General features: G+C 68.6%; 14 protein-coding genes and 1 tRNA gene. 10 read left to right on the top strand and 5 right to left on the bottom strand.

Annotation, left to right across the window (positions count from 1 at the left end; genetic code table 11):
- Positions 1 to 2 precede the first annotated feature (2 nt).
- A complete protein-coding gene (locus AA983_RS02710) occupies positions 3 to 2114 on the top strand; it encodes a cytochrome c oxidase assembly protein (RefSeq protein ID WP_082128640.1) in 2112 nt (703 codons plus the stop codon).
- A gap of 4 nt (positions 2115 to 2118) precedes the next feature.
- Positions 2119 to 2940 carry a carbon-nitrogen family hydrolase gene (locus AA983_RS02705; protein WP_047310624.1) on the top strand — a complete coding sequence of 274 codons (822 nt, stop codon included), beginning with the start codon at positions 2119 to 2121 and terminating at the stop codon, positions 2938 to 2940.
- Positions 2941 to 2968: 28 nt separating this feature from the next.
- Here the strand turns inward: AA983_RS02705 and AA983_RS02700 are convergent, their stop codons facing one another.
- Positions 2969 to 3892 (bottom strand): DUF559 domain-containing protein, encoded by a 924-nt coding sequence (locus AA983_RS02700; protein WP_052946809.1) that lies wholly within the window; start codon positions 3890 to 3892, stop codon positions 2969 to 2971.
- A 125-nt stretch (positions 3893 to 4017) separates the two neighbouring features.
- Between AA983_RS02700 and AA983_RS02695 the strand changes: the two genes are divergently transcribed.
- Positions 4018 to 5844 carry an NHL domain-containing thioredoxin family protein gene (locus AA983_RS02695; protein WP_047310623.1) on the top strand — a complete coding sequence of 609 codons (1827 nt, stop codon included), beginning with the start codon at positions 4018 to 4020 and terminating at the stop codon, positions 5842 to 5844.
- Positions 5845 to 5940: 96 nt separating this feature from the next.
- Here AA983_RS02695 and AA983_RS02690 read toward each other — a convergent pair whose 3' ends face one another.
- Positions 5941 to 6300 (bottom strand): nuclear transport factor 2 family protein, encoded by a 360-nt coding sequence (locus AA983_RS02690; protein WP_047310622.1) that lies wholly within the window; start codon positions 6298 to 6300, stop codon positions 5941 to 5943.
- 135 nt (positions 6301 to 6435) lie between these two features.
- A complete protein-coding gene (locus AA983_RS02685) occupies positions 6436 to 7617 on the bottom strand; it encodes a hypothetical protein (protein ID WP_047310621.1) in 1182 nt (393 codons plus the stop codon).
- A gap of 173 nt (positions 7618 to 7790) precedes the next feature.
- Between AA983_RS02685 and aroQ the strand changes: the two genes are divergently transcribed.
- From aroQ to AA983_RS02655, 6 genes are all read left to right on the top strand, one after another.
- Positions 7791 to 8249: a type II 3-dehydroquinate dehydratase gene (gene aroQ, locus AA983_RS02680; protein WP_047311148.1), complete on the top strand. Its 459-nt coding sequence runs from the start codon at positions 7791 to 7793 to the stop codon at positions 8247 to 8249.
- Between the two features lie 27 nt (positions 8250 to 8276).
- The gene (gene pta / locus AA983_RS02675; RefSeq protein WP_047310620.1) at positions 8277 to 10352 is read left to right on the top strand and encodes a phosphate acetyltransferase; all 2076 of its coding nucleotides are present in this window, start codon (positions 8277 to 8279) and stop codon (positions 10350 to 10352) included.
- Positions 10349 to 11557 carry an acetate/propionate family kinase gene (locus AA983_RS02670; RefSeq protein WP_047310619.1) on the top strand — a complete coding sequence of 403 codons (1209 nt, stop codon included), beginning with the start codon at positions 10349 to 10351 and terminating at the stop codon, positions 11555 to 11557. The genes pta and AA983_RS02670 overlap by 4 nt, the downstream gene beginning before the upstream one ends.
- A 119-nt stretch (positions 11558 to 11676) precedes the next feature.
- On the top strand, positions 11677 to 12810 hold the full coding sequence (locus AA983_RS15365; protein ID WP_047310618.1) for a hypothetical protein: 1134 nt from the start codon (positions 11677 to 11679) through the stop codon (positions 12808 to 12810).
- The gene (locus AA983_RS02660; RefSeq protein WP_047310617.1) at positions 12794 to 12976 is read left to right on the top strand and encodes a hypothetical protein; all 183 of its coding nucleotides are present in this window, start codon (positions 12794 to 12796) and stop codon (positions 12974 to 12976) included. Before AA983_RS15365 ends, AA983_RS02660 begins: the two co-directional genes overlap by 17 nt.
- A 28-nt stretch (positions 12977 to 13004) precedes the next feature.
- A complete protein-coding gene (locus AA983_RS02655; protein ID WP_047310616.1) occupies positions 13005 to 13550 on the top strand; it encodes a GNAT family N-acetyltransferase in 546 nt (181 codons plus the stop codon).
- 68 nt (positions 13551 to 13618) lie between these two features.
- Here AA983_RS02655 and AA983_RS02650 read toward each other — a convergent pair whose 3' ends face one another.
- Positions 13619 to 15466, bottom strand: coding sequence for an acyl-CoA dehydrogenase (locus AA983_RS02650; RefSeq protein ID WP_047310615.1), 1848 nt, complete (start codon positions 15464 to 15466; stop codon positions 13619 to 13621).
- A gap of 111 nt (positions 15467 to 15577) precedes the next feature.
- On the opposite strand from AA983_RS02650, the gene AA983_RS02645 reads away from it, so the two are divergent.
- Positions 15578 to 16096 carry a Fur family transcriptional regulator gene (locus AA983_RS02645; RefSeq protein WP_047310614.1) on the top strand — a complete coding sequence of 173 codons (519 nt, stop codon included), beginning with the start codon at positions 15578 to 15580 and terminating at the stop codon, positions 16094 to 16096.
- Here the strand turns inward: AA983_RS02645 and AA983_RS02640 are convergent.
- Positions 16097 to 16170: transfer RNA gene (locus tag AA983_RS02640), tRNA-Gly, on the bottom strand.
- Between the last annotated feature and the right edge of the window lie 95 nt (positions 16171 to 16265).

The raw sequence follows: 16265 nt of genomic DNA, 5'->3' as shown, positions 1-16265 counted from the left end.
CCATGTCGACGAACGCCCCCGAAACGCCCCGTGCCGGCTCTGCTGCGTCCACGTCGCGGGGGTCGGCTTCGGGGGTCAGCGGCCCTCAGGTTCTCCTCGTCGTCCTCTGCGTCGCGGTCGTCGTGGCTGCGGCCACCATCGTCTTCACCGGCGCGAGCAAGGCCCAGCAGCTTCTCGACTCGGGTGCGCTCGTGCGCTGGGGCATCGCCGTGTTCAAGCCGGTCGCGGACGTCGCGATGGCGGCCACGATCGGATTCGCCGCGCTCGGTGCCTTCGTCGTGCCCGAGGGCAGCAAGACCGCTCGTGTTGCTCGAGCCGGACGCTGGGCCGCCATCAGCGCCACGCTGTGGTTCGCGTCGCTCGTCGTCGTCAGCTTCCTCTCCTATGGCGACCTCGCCGGTTTGCCCGTGAGCAGCCCCGGGTACGTGGGGCAGTGGTGGAGCAACACCTGGCAGATCGAGCTGCTGCGCAACCCCGCCCTGACAGCGCTCGCGGCCCTCGTCATCGCGCTCGTGTGTTGGTGGAGCGCCACCCGCGTCACGCTCGCCTGGATGACGGGGCTCGGTTTCCTCGCGCTGTGGCCCATTGCGCTCAGCGGGCACGCGGCCGGATCGACCGATCACGAGACGGCCGTCGACTCGCTCATCCTGCACATCGCGCCGGTCGCCGCGTGGGTCGGCGGCATCATCGCGCTCGGCGTGATGTGGCCGCGCCTCGGCAAGGGAGCCGCGGCGTCGGTGCGCCGTTTCTCGGCCGTCGCCACGTGGTGCATCGGCCTCGTCGGTCTGTCGGGTGTTCTCGCTTCGACCCTGCGCGTGCACGAGATCGGCGAGTACTTCTCGACGCGCTACGGTCTCGTCATCGTGGCCAAGGCCGCGTGTCTTCTCGTGCTCGGCATCATCGGTTGGCAGCAGCGCCGCCGCGTCGTCGCCGTCCTCGAACGTGACGCCTCGGACAAGCCGAGCAAGGCCCTGTTCGCACGCCTCGCGTTCGTCGAGGCTCTCGTCATGGGTGGCGCGTTGGGCCTCGCCGCTGCCCTGGCCCGCTCCGCCCCGCCGGTCGGTGAGGTGACGGAGAGCTCCGACCGCATCGTCAACCTCACGGGCTACGCGGCACCGCCGCCGCTCTCGGTCGAGAACTTCTTCGGCCAGTGGCGCATCGAGTGGCTGTTCACGGTCGTCGCGGTCGTCGCCATCGTCCAGTACGTGCGGTGGGCCGAGCGCCTGCGCCGCCGCGGTGACGCCTGGCCGATCCACCGCACCATCCTGTGGGTGGTCGCCTGGCTCGTCTTCCTCGTCACGGTCAACGGCGGAGCCGGCGTCTACGGGCGCGTCATGATGAGCGTCCACATGGCCGGCCACATGGTCATCTCGATGACGGTGCCCGTCCTCCTCGTCATGGCTGCTCCCGTGACGCTCATGCTGCGCGCCTGGGCGAGGCGCAAGGACGGCACGCGTGGCCCGCGTGAGGTGCTGCTTTCGGTCGTCCACAGCCGCTACCTCAACGTGGTGGCGAACCCGGCCGTCGCGGCGGCGCTGTTCTTCGTCAGCCTGTTGGCGTTCTACTACACGCCGCTGTTCGAACTGGCGCTCACGACGCACACCGGCCACATCCTCATGAACGTCCACTTCCTCGTGAGCGGTTATCTCTTCGCGTGGTCGCTCATCGGCATCGACCCGGGCCCCAAGAAGTGGCCCGCACCGCTGCGCCTGCTCGTGCTCCTCATCACCATCACGTTCCACGCGTTCTTCGGTGTCGCGATGATGACCGGCGACACGCTGCTCGCCCCGGGGTTCTTCGAGCAGCTCGGCTTCGTCGACAACCCGCTACGCGACCAGCAGGCCGCGGGAACCATCACGTGGGGTTCGGGTGAGGGCCCGACGTTCCTGCTGGCCATGATCGTGGCGTCCCAGTGGTACCGCTCCGACCGCATCGAGGGTGAGCGTGCCGAGCGTCAGGCCGAAAGGGACGACGACGCCGAACTTCGCGCCTACAACGAGTACCTCGCGGCGCGCGGTGGACGCCCCGCTTCGGGGGTGGAGCGTGACGGCGCCTCGTCGACTACCGTCGAGAACGAAGAGGCCCGTTCGAACTCGTCGACCACGAAGGACTGAGAACATGCGCGTCGCCGTCATTCAGCTCGCCTACACCGACTCGGAGCCGATGGCCGAGCGCATCCACCGCGTTGCCTCGCTCGTCGAGTCGCAGGAGGGCGCCGACCTCGTCGTGCTGCCCGAGCTGTGGAGCGCCGGAGGTTTCGACTACCCGGCGTGGCCCGACAAGACCCAGGACGTCGAGGGTCCGGTCGCGCAGGCGCTCTCCGAGGCCGCTGCGAACCTCGGGGCGTACGTGCACGCCGGTTCGATCATCGAGAAGTCGGGCGAACCCGGCCCCGAGGGGCGTGGACTGTGGAACACGTCGATGGTGTTCGACCCCGACGGTGAACTCGTCGGCACTTACCGCAAGATCCACCGCTTCGGGTTCGGCAACGGCGAGCCCAAGCTTCTCGAGGCGGGCGAGGATGTCGTCGTGCTCGACCTCGACGAGCCGTCGTCGGGGGACGAAAGCGGCAGCAACAGCGTCAAGGTGGGCCTCGCCACCTGTTACGACCTGCGCTTCCCGGAGCTGTTCCGCAAGCAGGTCGACGAGGGCGCCGAGATCTTTGTCATCCCCGCCGCGTGGCCGGCGGCACGCATCGCAGCCTGGCGCACGCTTCTGCAGGCACGGGCCATCGAGAACCAGGTCTTCGTCATCGCCTGCAACACTGCGGGCACGCACGCGAAGACGGAGATGGGTGGCAACTCGGCCGTCATCTCCCCGAGCGGTGAGGTGCTCGCCGAGGCGGGCCGCGGTGAGCGCGTGCTCACGCTCGACATCGACGTGGACGAGGTGCGCGCGGCCCGCGAGAGCTTCCCCGTTCTGTCCGACCGACGCCTGTGAATGGTTGTGTACGAGCGGGATGCCTGAGTCACGCTCGTACACAACCATGAGCGGAGAGATAGCGCTGGATCTGCGCGAAGAAGGGCTCCGGGCTGACACGTGGGGCCAACCGAGGGATACGCATCACGGTGAGTCCGCCCATCGCTATCTCGTTCTGACGCAGCGCGTCGGCCATGGGTACGTCGCCGACGTAGTGGTGCGCGCCGTCGATCTCGACACACAAACGTGCCGCTTCCCACAAGACATCGAGGTACATCCGCCCGAGGGGGCCGGGCCCCAGCACTTGCCGATCAGGTATCGGAAGGCCGCGGCGCCGACATTCGGCGACAAAGTCCAGTTCACCCATCGATTCGCTACCTCCGCTGATGTCCGCAATCACGTCGCGGATGAAAGCGCGGCGTCGAAGTTTGGGAAGCAGGTCCAGCGCCTGCGTCATCCGGGGTGCGTGAACCAGCCGTTGCTGGACGCTCATGGACAGAAGTGCCGCGGCCTGACGGTCTGTCTCGGCCCACGCCGCCGCGCGCACGGCTGCGATGGCTTCGTGGGCGCGCGGTACGGGGTGGGGCCAGCGCAACGGCGTGACGGTGACGCGGTGGTGTCGAACCTCTGGCGTGGAGCGAGCCGAGGCGGTGGCGGGCATGGCCAGGTCGATGCAGTTCGACCGCCACCCGCTCAAGCCGGCGAGGAGAAGTGCACTCACCCCGTCTGCCCAGGCTGTTGGAGCGGCGTCGAAGGCTGCGGCGACGATGGGCGAGCGGACGTCGTTCCATGCCACGTCGACGACGCGCAGCGAGTGGTGCCCGAGGGGTTCCCACCGACCGAGGTGGATCTGGGTGCGCACATCGAAGCGGTCGACACCCACGAGGGCGAGACGTCGCCTCGACAGGACGCCGTAGGAGGACGAAGCGAGCTCTCGGCCCAGGGCGGAGACGTCCCGATGTCTGTGAGTCATACGCCCCACTGTCGAAGAAACCGGTGGAGTGCTGCAGGAGCCCTGTGGACAACGCGAATGTTCGAGTATCAGCGTGACCGGGCAGTCTCGCTGATACCCAAACATCGACCGTTAGGGTGTCTCGCATGAAACTTCGCGCCCCCGAACTGACCGGACGCGGCTGGCTCAACACCGGAGGCGACGACGTGCGCCTGGCGGACCTGCGCGGCAAGGTCGTCGTTCTCGACTTCTGGACTTTTTGCTGCGTCAACTGCCTCCACGTCCTAGACGAGCTGCGCCCCCTCGAGGAGAGGTTCGGCGACAAGCTCGTCATCGTCGGGGTGCACTCGCCGAAGTTCGAGCACGAGGCCGACCCGGAGGCGCTCGTGGCCGCCGTCGAGCGGTACGCCGTGCACCACCCGGTGCTCGACGACCCGGACCTCGTGACGTGGCAGGCGTACGCCGCCCGCGCGTGGCCGACGCTCGTCGTCATCGACCCGGAGGGCTACATCGTCGCGTCGATGTCCGGCGAAGGTCACGGCCACGGTCTCACGACGCTCGTCGAGGAACTGCTCGTCGAGCACGAGGCCAAGGGCACCCTGCGCTCCGGCAATGGCCCGTACGTTCCGCCGCCCGCGCCGAGCACGGCGCTGCGTTTCCCCGGCAAGGTGGGGCGCCTCGCCGACGGCACCTTTGTCGTGAGCGACACCGCGCATCACGAGGTCGTCCACCTCGCGGCCGACGGTGAGAGCGAGCTCGCACGCTTCGGTGGTGAGGGCGTCTTCAACGAACCCCAGGGCCTGCTCGTCCTCCCGCCGGAGGCGGCCGAGCGCACCGGTGACGACGTGCTCGTCGCCGACAGCGTCAACCACGAGATCAAGGGCATCCGCCTGAGCGACGGGCGCGTGCGCCCCCTCGCCGGAACGGGTGAACAGCTGCGCGAGCGCGAAGGCTCAGGGCCGGCGCTCAGGCAGGCGTTGTCGACGCCGTGGGACCTCGCGTGGTGGTACGACCGTGTCGTCGTCGCCATGGCGGGCACACATCAGCTGTGGGTGCTTCACCTCGCCGAGGACCCGGCGGACAACACGGTTGCCGTCCTCGCCGGAACGTCGAACGAGGGCATCCGCGACGGTGCTGCCCACGACGCCTGGTTCGCCCAGCCGAGCGGCCTCGCCACTTCGGCCGACGGTTCGCGCGTGTGGATCGCCGATTCGGAGACATCGGCGCTGCGCAGCATCGCCGTCACCGACGACGGTTTCGAGGTGACGACCCACGTCGGGCAGGGCTTGTTCGACTTCGGGCACGTCGACGGACCGGCCGGCGAAGCGCTCCTCCAGCACCCGCTCGGCGTCGCGGAACTGCCGGACGGCTCCGTCGTCGTCGCCGACACCTACAACGGCGCACTGCGCCGCTTCGACCCTGCGAAGGGCGAGGTCTCAACGCTCACGACCGGCCTCGCGGAGCCGAGCGACGTCACCGTCGTTCCGGCGACAGGCGACGACCGCGCCTATCTGCTCGTCGTCGAGGCGAACGCCCACCGCCTGACGCCCGTCGCGCTGACGCAGGAAGCACAGCACGTGCGCGGCGAGGCGCACCAGACGCAACGACCCGTCACCGAGATCGCCGCAGGCGCAGTGGAACTCGTCGTCAACTTCGAGCCGCCTGCCGGTCAGAAGCTCGACATGCGCTGGGGCGACCCCACGATGTTGCAGGTCGGCAGCTCGCCCGAGGCGTTCCTTCGCCAGGGCTCGGGCAAGGGCCAGGGGCTCACGCGGCAGCTGGCCATCGACGCGAGCGTCGGTTCGGCCATCCTCCACGTCAGCGTGCGTGCGGCCGCCTGCGACGGCGACCCGGCGACGGGCGAGGTGCCCGAGCACGCGGCATGCCACCTCTATCAGCAGGACTGGGGCATCCCGGTCGTCATCGCGGACGGCGCCCCGGCCCGCCTCGAACTCGACCTGCGCGGCGTCTGACGTTCTCGCAGCGGGCGTGTTGCCGAACCGAAAAAGGGGTGACCCGTCGCAACCGGGGGCTGCGACGGGTCCTCTCGCAGTGGTGAGCGTGTCGGCTCAGACCAGCGGTGCGTAGAAGTAGCTCTGACGGAAGGAAACCTTGCCGTCAGGGGCGAACCGGAAGAGGTCGGCGAACTCCAACGACGCTTGACCGCCGTTCTTCAGCACGCCCTCGAACGAACCGCCGACGAAGCCCTCGTCCCCCTCGAGCACGAGCGTGTGCACGCTGTGACGTCCGCTCTCGATGACGCGATCGCCCTCGTAGAAGGCGCGCAGAGCGTCGGCGCCGACCATGTCCGGGTAACCGGGGCGGCGGTAGGTGGCGTCGGGCGTGAAGATGGCGATCACACCGTCGACGTCGTTCGCGTCGACGACCTCGTAGTAGCGGTGGATGTGGTCCTTCTTCGCCTGGCTCATGGCATCTCCTCGCGACGGTTGCGGGTGTCCTGAGTCACACCCTACGCAGGTGGAACAACGCCCTAACACGCGAGGAGGGGCGGCCTCGAGAACGAGGCCGCCCCTGGTGACTGCCCGCGTACTGCGGGCAGCGGGTCAGGCGCGCGGGTCGATCACCGCGTACCCGTTGACCTCACCGGTGTACTTCGAGTTGTTGCCGACGAGGTAGGTGAGCTTCTTCGTGCGCACGTCGTACTCCGCCACCATGCGCTTCGTCGAGCGGCCACCCATCGGGCTGCTCGCGTAGAGGATCTTGTCGCCGACGATCTTCGTCGCGTAGCCGCCCGCGTATGCGCCGCCATTGGGGTTGACCGAAGACGGCCCGACCTTCGTCGTCGCCTTGGTGCCGCTGAGACGGAAGACCGTTCCGCCGAAGTCACCGCCGTACGGCGAGGCAGTCATGGCCAGTGTGCCGATCGACGTGTCTGCGGCGTCGGAGAAGCCCGAGTAGGCGTCGCCGCCGGGGTAGGTGCCCGACGTCAGGGCCTTGGGTGCTCCGCCGGCGATGTTCTGCGCGAACACCTGCGGGGCCGCGACGCCGTTCTTGCCCCTGATGTCGCAGGTCTCGATGAGGGTGGTCGTGTTCTTCCAGCCAGTGGCCGTGCAACCCTGTGAACCGGTCGGCTGGGAGAACGTCCGAGCCTTGGTGAAACCGGCGTGGTTGTAGAGCGACACCGAGGACCGGCCGGCCCGCGTCGAGGTGACCGCGTCGGTGAGGCCGTTCGGGTTGGGTGTGATGACCGGGTAGTCGCCGACGCCGCTGCGGCCGGCCGTCACGACCCGCTGCTGCGTGCCGGAGGTCGAGTAGCGGCCGTAGGAGTTGACCTCGTTGAATCCCATGACGGCGGTGCCGTTGGGACGGGTGAACGTGAGGTTCGAGAGGTTGATCGGCAGGTTCGAGGCCTTGCCGGTGCGCATGTCCCACACGCGGGGGTGCGGAAGGCCGTCCGAGGAGTTCGGGCGCTGCGTCGCCACATGCTTACCGTCGTGCGAGATGGCGACGACGACCTCGTTCTTCGCCAGCGTCGCGATCTCGTAGGCCTGGCCGCCGGGCGAAGCGAGCACGAGGTGATTCACCCCGCCACGCACGACGTCGGCGGCCACCCAGCCGGTTCCGACGGATGCCCACGGCACCTGGGCGCGGGTCTTGACGCTCGACGTGGTGGACACGTCGGCATTGGCGGAAGCGGCCGATGTGGCGGCCACACCGACGCTGCTCGCGGTCGCGAGCGCCAAGGCGAGAGAACGGGTGAGACGGGTGCGGGTCGAACGAGCCATGACGGCCTCCTCGTGCGAGATGTGTGTGTTGAGACGGCGAGGGCTTGCGAGCGGGTGGCGCCTTCTGCGTCGTGCTCGCCTTCGCTGTCGTTGTGACGACGCGCACAGGCGATCGGTTCCGCCATCCGGTGAGTTCTCGGCGAGTGGGGTGGGGCAGGGTCACAATGGGAGACATGACCCGCGGCACCCTGCACGTCCTCAACGGCCCGAACCTCAACCTGCTCGGCGAGCGCGAGCCCGAGATCTACGGTGTCGAGACGCTCGACGACGTCGAGGAACTGGCCCGCCGCACGGGCGCTGAGCTCGGGTTCGAGGTCGAGTGCTTCCAGAGCAACCACGAGGGTGCCCTCGTCGACGAGATCCAGCGCATCAGCCGCACGAGCGTCGGCGTCGTCATCAATGCAGGCGCGTACACGCACACGAGCGTGGCCATCCGAGACGCCCTCGCGAACCTGCAGGCACCGTTCGTCGAGGTGCACATCTCGAACGTCCACGCGCGGGAGCCGTTCCGTCACCACTCGTACCTGAGCGACAAGGCCGCCGCCGTCATCGTCGGCTGTGGCGTGCAGGGGTACGAATTCGCGGTACGTCGTCTCGACGCCCTCGTTCCGGGTGGGGAGATCGCGGTCTGAGACGGGCGTCCTCGCTAGGGTGGAGGCATGTCGCGCACCGTCTTTGTGACCTCGGCCGAAGGCGAGACGGGTAAGTCGACCGTCGCCTACGGCCTCCTCGACCTCCTCTCCCGCCAAGCGGGCCGCATCGCCGTCTTCCGGCCCGTCACGGCTGCGCGCAGGGACAAGGTCGTCGACCTCCTCCTGTCGCACCCGGCCGTCGACCAGAGCTACGAGGACGCCATCGGCGTCACGTACGACGCCCTGCACGACGACGAGCAGGCCGCACTCGGCACGATCCTGCAGCGTCGGGACGCCGTGGCCCAGAACGCCGACGTCGTGCTCGCCCTCGGCAGTGACTTCGCCGACGTCTCCACCGGTCGGGAGGCCGAGTTCAACGCGAAGATCGCCGCGAACCTCGGCGCACCGGTCGTTCTCGTCGTCCACGGGCGTGAGCGCACGCCCGAGGAGATCGAGCAGGTCGCTGTCATGGGCTGCGCGCAGCTTCGCGCCCAGCACGCGGTGCCCGTGGCGCTCGTCGTCAACCGCGCCACGAGCGGTGACACCGACGCCATCCGCGCCGCGCTGGCGCAGGACCCCGAGACCGAGAGCGTGCCCGTGGCCGGCGTCGTGCCCGAGGTGCCCCTCCTCGTCGCCCCGACGATCCAGGCGCTCGCGGACGCGTGCAACGCGACGCTGTGGCGCGGCAACCCCGAGTGGCTGCAGCGCGAGTCGCGTGGGTTCGTCGTCGCCGCCATGTCGCTGCCCAACGTGCTGACGCGCCTCGTCGAGGACGTCACCGTCATCGCCCCTGGTGACCGCTACGACGTGCTTCCTGGTCTCGTGCTCGCCCACCAGTCGGGCACCTTCCCGGGCCTCGCCTCGGTCGTCCTGACCGGCGGCTACCGCCCGCCCGAGAGCGTCCAGCAACTGCTCGACGGCACCGAGCTCGACGTGCCGATCCTCGTGACGAACGACGGCACCTTCGAGACGACAGCGGCGCTCGCGGGCACGCGCAGTGCCCTGTCCTCGGGGAGCCTCGCGAAGAAGCAGACGGCGCTGCGCGTGTTCAGCGAGTCGATCGACGCCGAGCGACTGCTCACCGCCATCGAGGTCGACGAGGCGGCCGTCGTCACGCCGCTCATGTTCGGCCACCGCCTGCTCGACCGCGCGCGCGGCGACCGCAAGCACATCGTTCTGCCCGAGGGGGACGACATCCGCATCCTGCAGGCCGCCGACGAGGTGCTGCGCGCCGGCATCGCCGACCTCACGATCCTCGGCGACGAGAACCGGGTGCGCGGCCTCGCGAGCAGCAAGGGCCTCGACATCCGCGGGGCGCGCATCGTCTCGCCGCAGGACGAGGAACTCGTCGAGAAGTTCGCCACCGAGTACGCGGAGCTTCGCAAACACAAGGGGCTGGAGCTCGAGAAGGCCCGCGAGATCGTTCAGGACGTGTCGTACTTCGGCACCATGATGGTGCACCTCGGGCTCGCCGACGGCATGGTCTCGGGTGCCGCGCACACGACGGCGCACACGATCAAGCCGAGCTTCGAGATCATCAAGACGGCTCCGGACGCGAAGATCGTCTCGAGCGTCTTCCTCATGGCGCTCGCCGATCGCGTGCTCGTCTACGGCGACTGCGCGGTCAACCCCGACCCGAGCGCCGAGGAACTCGCCGACATCGCCATCAGTTCGGCGCGTACCGCCGAGGCGTTCGGCGTCGATCCGCGCGTTGCGATGCTGTCCTACTCCACCGGCACGTCCGGTAGCGGTGCCGACGTCGAGAAGGTACGCAGCGCAACAGAACTCGTGCGTGAGCGGGCGCCGAAGCTGCTCGTCGACGGCCCCATTCAGTACGACGCGGCCGTCGAACCGAGCGTCGCGCGCTCGAAGATGCCCGATTCGCCAGTGGCCGGACGCGCGACGGTGCTCGTCTTCCCCGACCTCAACACGGGCAACAACACGTACAAGGCCGTGCAGCGCTCCGCGGGCGCCGTCGCCATCGGACCGGTGTTGCAGGGGCTCAACAAGCCGGTCAACGACCTGTCGCGTGGTGCGCTCGTCGAGGACATCGTCAACACGATCGCCATCACCGCCGTCCAGGCGCAGGAGGAAGCACGATGACCCAGCGCGACGGCAACGTCCTCGTTCTCAACGCCGGATCCAGTTCGCTCAAGTACCAGATCGTCGATCCCACCACCGGCGAGCACCTCGTCAAGGGCCTCGTCGAGCGGATCGGGCACGACAACGCGACGATCACGCACGAGTACGACGGAGAGAAGACCCACCGCGAGGTGGCGATCGCCGACCACGCCGTCGCGCTCGAGCAGATGACGGACGTCATGAGCGAGACCGGTCTCGCACTGGCGGACGCGGGCGTCGTCGCCGTCGGTCACCGCGTCGTCCACGGCGGGCGCAACTTCTCCGACCCCGTGCTCGTCGACGAGCGGGTGCTCGCCGAGATCAAGCGCCTCGGCACCCTCGCGCCGCTGCACAACCCCGCGAACGCGACGGGAATCGAGGCGGCACAGCGCATCCTTCCCGACCACGCCCACGTCGCCGTGTTCGACACCGGCTTCTTCGCGACGCTACCGCCCGCGGCGTACACCTACGCCATCGACGCCGCGCTCGCCAAGGAGCACGCCCTGCGTCGGTACGGCTTCCACGGCACGTCGCACGAGTACGTGTCGGCGCGGGTGCCGGAACTGCTCGGCGCCGATCCGGCCTCCCTCAAGCAGATCGTCTGCCACCTCGGCAACGGTGCCTCGATGTCGGCCATCGACGGCGGTCGTGCCGTGGAGACGTCGATGGGTGTGACGCCGCTGGAGGGCCTCGTCATGGGCACGCGCGGCGGCGACATCGACCCCGGTGCCGTGTTGCACCTCAACCGCGTCGCGGGGCTCGGCGTCGACGAGATCGACACCCTCCTCAACAGGGGCTCGGGCATCCTCGGCATGGCCGGTGCGACCGACTTCCGCGACCTCATGGAGCGCGTCGAGGCGGGTGACGAGACGGCGACGCTCGCGTTCGACGTTTACGTGCACCGCCTCGTCAAGTACATCGGCGCCTACACATCGGTTCTCGGTGGCGTCGACGCCGTGACGTTCACCGCCGGCGTCGGCGAGAACAACGCCGCGGTCCGGGCCGCCGTCTGCGAGCGTCTCGCATGGCTCGGCGTCGAGCTCGGCGAGGCCGCGAACGAGGTGCGCAGCGACAACCCGCGCGTCGTCTCGACTCCCGCCTCGAAGGTGGCCGTCTGCGTCGTGCCGACGAACGAGGAACTCGCCATCGCTCAGCACACCGTGGCCGTCATCGACTCAGCACCGTAGTGCCCGACCGGAGTCGTGCACAGCGATGTCAGCGAATTTTCACCTATCCTCCGCCCCGACGTCACCCCGCCTCTCCTAGCCTTGACGTCGCACAAGGGAACGCAGTACCAGGGGCGCACATGAAGATTCGATCGATCTTCTCGACCGTTCTGTCGGGCGCGGTCGCGGCGCCGTTCGCCGCGTGGGGAGTCGGCGCGGCGGGTGCGGAACCCCATCCGTCGCCGGGAGCCGGAACCGTCGCATCCACGTCGCCCTCGGCACCGCAGGTGGTACCCGGCGCCGAGCCCACCACGACGGTGCCCGGTAACGCTTCGAGCACACCGCCGACGCCCACACCGTCGTCGTCCGAACCCTCGGCGTCCTCCCCGGCGACGAGCAGCAGCACGACTTCGTCACCGCCCACGCCGACGCCTACGGAGCCGACGAGCACCTCTCCCACCCCGGCGCCGATCCCCGTGGGTCCGCACGTCGCCACCGTCACCGGCATCGACGCCCTCGGCAAGCCGACGAGCACCGAGCAACGGTGGTACCGAGCCGGTGGTGGTTATGCGCAACCCTTCGAGAGGGGCCTCGCCCTGATCGCCGTGGACGCTTCGGGACGGCCGATTCCGACGATGGGTGGTGTGGTGCTCGACGGCTTTGCGGAGTACTACAAGGCGCATCCGAACACCGGCTGGCCGGTGAGCCCTCAGATGTCGGACGCGAAGGGTCTCTGGCAGCGGTTCGACTCGCCGAACCACGCGTACCGGGGCGCGCTCATGCGCGCCTCGGCCTCCGCCCCGATCCACGGGGTCGAGTCACGGGTCTACGACTACTACGTCTCGAATCCCGCCGTTCGACAGATGGTGGGGAGCGCGACGGCGTCGTCGTCCGCGGTGAAGGCCTGGACGCGAGTCGGCGGAGGCACCGTTCATCCCTTCGCCAGCGGCTGGGTGACGGTGGCCAACTCAGGTGCGAAGGCCGTGGTGCCGGCGTCGTTCAAGCCGAACACGCGGGTGCCCGGCACGACGAAGTTCGCCTGGGACGGCATGTATGCCCACGGGTGGCCCAAGGGGATCCCGACCACGCGGTGCGGTGGTGCGGCGATCCTGACGGAGAAGGGCGCGGGATACGCGATGGGCGACACCCGGTGGTGCCCGAGTGCGAAATACGCCCAGGCAGAACATGTACGCGAAGGTCTACGGTTTCCCACGCGCGGCCAACCCGGGCACGTCCAACCACGGCTACGGGCGAGCGATGGATCTCCTCGGTAACACGAGTGCGCTGGCTGAAGGGCGCGGTGCTTCTCCGTTCAAGTTCGGTACCGCGGCTGATAGGTGGCTGAGCAACAACGGCAAGGCCTACGGGTGGGACCGCCCCGAGCACCTGGACCAGAACGGATCGAACCCCGAGTACTGGCACTACAACTGGATCGGCTGAGTTCGAAACGCTCGTTAGCCTGGGCGCCATGCCGCTTCTCCTGCCGATCGCTACCGCGCGCACGACCCTTCGTCCGTTCACCGACAACGACGTCGACGACCTGCTCGACTATCACGCGCGCCCCGGCGTGGCCCGCTATCTGCTCGCGGGGCCGCTCGATCGCGCCGGCGTGATCGCGAAGATCGAGCGGCACAAGACTCAGATCGGGCTCGACACGGACGCCCGAGCCGTGGCCGTCGCCGTCGAGTACGAAGGCTCCGTCGTCGGTGACGTCGGCATCTGGCTTCTCGACGAGACGAACGAACGGGCCGAGATCGGGTGGGTGTTCTCCCCGGAGGTGGCAGGGAAGGGGTTGGCGACCGAGGCTGTGGCGGCCTTCATCGACGCCGTCTTCGCACACTTCCCGCTGCACCGCCTCGAAGCGCAGATGGACGGTCGCAACGATGCCTCCGCGCGCCTGTGTGAGCGCCTCGGGATGACGCGGGAGGCGTACCTGCGCGAGGACTTCTGGTCGAAGGGCGAATGGACCGACACGATCAAGTACGGATTGCTCGCCTCCGACCGGACGAAGTAGCCGCAGAAAAGCCGAGTGGCCCGGCACCCGGGGTGGGGGTGTCGGGCCACTCGCGTGGAGCGTTCGGATCAGAACGCAGCTTCGGGGACGTCCATGAGGGCGCCGTCCTCGGCGAGGGTGATGGCCTTCTCCGACGCCATGCGCGGCAGCACGGTGCGCGCGAAGAACTGCGCGGCGGCCACCTTGCCGGTGTAGAAGTCCTCGTCCTTGCCGGCGTCACCCGCGTCGAGACGGGCCTGCGCGACGACGGCGGCCTTGAGCAGCAGCCAGCCGATGACGACGTCGCCCGCAGCCAGCAGCAGGCGCGTCGACGTCAGGCCGACCTTGTAGGCGTCCGTCGGCTTCTCGAGCGAGTTGATCGCAGCGCCGAACATGAACTCGCCCATGTCCTTGAGGTCGGTCGCGGCCTGGCCGAGCAGGCCGGCCTCACGCTGCAGCGAGGCCGGAGCCTCGGAGATCGTGGCCATGATCTGCTTCTGCAGCTCACCGAGTGCGACGCCCTGGTCCTTGACGATCTTGCGGAAGAAGAAGTCGAGGCCCTGAATGGCGGTTGTGCCTTCGTACAGCGTGTCGATCTTCGCGTCACGCACGTACTGCTCGACGGGGTACTCCTTGAGGAAGCCCGAACCGCCGTACGTCTGCAGCGACTCGGTGCCGAGCAGGACCCAGGCGCGCTCCGAGCCGACGCCCTTGACGATGGGCAGCAGCAGGTCGTTGAGGCGAGCTGCCAGCTCTGCCTCGGTGCCCTCTTCGAGCTCGACGGCCGGGTTGCCCTTCTGCGCCTGGTCGACGATGTCCTGCTGGCACGCCGTGTAGACGACGAGCGAGCGCAGACCCTCGGCGTATGCCTTCTGCAGCATGAGGCTGCGACGAACGTCCGGGTGGTGGGTGATCGTGACGCGCGGGGCGTCCTTGGCCGGCGTCGTCATGTCGGCGCCCTGGACGCGCTCCTTGGCGTACTCGAGCGCGTTGAGGTAACCGGTCGAGAGCGTCGCGATGGCCTTCGTGCCGACGAACATGCGGGCGTTCTCGATGACCTTGAACATCTGCGCGATGCCGTCGTGGACATCGCCGAGCAGCGTGCCGACGGCCGGGTGCTCGTCACCGAAGGTGACCTCGCAGGTCGTGGAGACCTTGAGGCCCATCTTGTCCTCGACGTTCGTCACGTAGGCGCCGTTGCGCTCGCCGAGCTCACCGGTCTCGAGGTCGACGTGGTACTTCGGGACGATGAAGAGCGACAGGCCCTTCGTGCCGGGGCCTGCGCCCTCGGGGCGGGCCAGGACGAAGTGGACGACGTTGTCGACCATGTCCGACTCGGCCGAGGTGATGAAGCGCTTGACGCCCGTGATGTTCCACGTGCCGTCGTCGTTCTGCGTGGCCTTGGTGCGGCCGGCGCCGACGTCCGAACCGGCGTCGGGCTCGGTGAGCACCATGGTGCAGTGCCAGGCGCCGTCGACGATGTGCTTGGCGAGCTTCTTCTGCTCGTCGTTACCCATGTAGTACAGGAGGGAGGCGAACGCGTAACTGGCGGAGAACATGTGGACGGCCGGGTTGGCGCCGCAGACGAGCTCGGCGAGCGACCAACGCACCGACGGCGGAACCTTCATGCCCTCGAGCTCGACGGGGGCGTCGAGCATGCCCCAGCCTGCGTCGATGTATGCGGAGTAGGACTTCTTGAACGACTCGGGCATCGTGACCGACTTCGTCGCCGGGTCGTAGACCGGCGGGTTGCGGTCGGAGTCGACGAGGCTGGCGCTCAGATCGCCCTCGGCGAGCTTCGCCACCTGGTGGACGATGTCGCGGGCCACGTCCTCGTCGACGTCTTCGTAGATGCCGGTGCCCAGGACGTCCTGGCGGTTGAACACCTCGAAGAGGTTGAACTCGATGTCGCGAACGTTGCTCTTGTAGTGAGTCACGGATCCTCCGCAGCGTGAAAAATGGGTCTCCTGCATTGTGCTACTCGCGAGTAATGCTCGCAACACGGGGGTGCGCTTGCCCGTCCCGGGGCCTCGGGTGACGATGGAGGCGTGGGCGAAGCGAAGAGTCGGGTCGAAGCTGCGGTGGAGCGTCTGCGCGCTGCGGGGGAGCGGTTGACGCCGGGGCGCCGTGCCGTCATCGAGGTGTTGGACGCCGATTCGCGCCACCTCGACGCGGAGGCGATCGCGACGGCGGTGGCCGATCTCGAGCCGGGGGTGCACCGGGCGACGATCTACCGCTCGCTCCAGGCTCTCGTCGACGGAGGAATCGTGCGGCACACGCACGTGCCCGGCGGAGCCACGATCTACCACCTCGCGAGCCTCGAGCAGCTGTCCGCGGCGGGCGATGATGCCGCTGAAGATGCCCATTCGGGTCACGCCGGGCACGGTCACGCGCATCTGCAGTGTGTGCGCTGCGAGCGCTTCACGGATGTCGACGTGGAGGAGTTCACGCCACTCGTGGCGCGGATTCGGGAGCTCACCGGCTTCTCGGTGGACGCGCAACACGCGGCATTGCTCGGGGTGTGCGCCGAATGTGCCGCTCGAAAGGCGGACGAGGACGACGTGTGATGGAGCGGGCGACGGGAATCGAACCCGCGTGTCCAGCTTGGGAAGCTGGCGCTCTACCATTGAGCTACGCCCGCACGGCCCCGGATTTCCGGGGCGTTTCGCTACTTTAGCGGGTCGCGGGGACGCGTGCACGCCGACCCTCCGCGCAGTGAACCGTTGCCGTTCTTCG

The sequence above is a fragment of the Dermacoccus sp. PE3 genome (assembly GCF_001021715.1).
Classification (GTDB): domain Bacteria; phylum Actinomycetota; class Actinomycetes; order Actinomycetales; family Dermatophilaceae; genus Dermacoccus; species Dermacoccus abyssi.
This window is presented reverse-complemented; position numbering and strand designations above follow the sequence as displayed.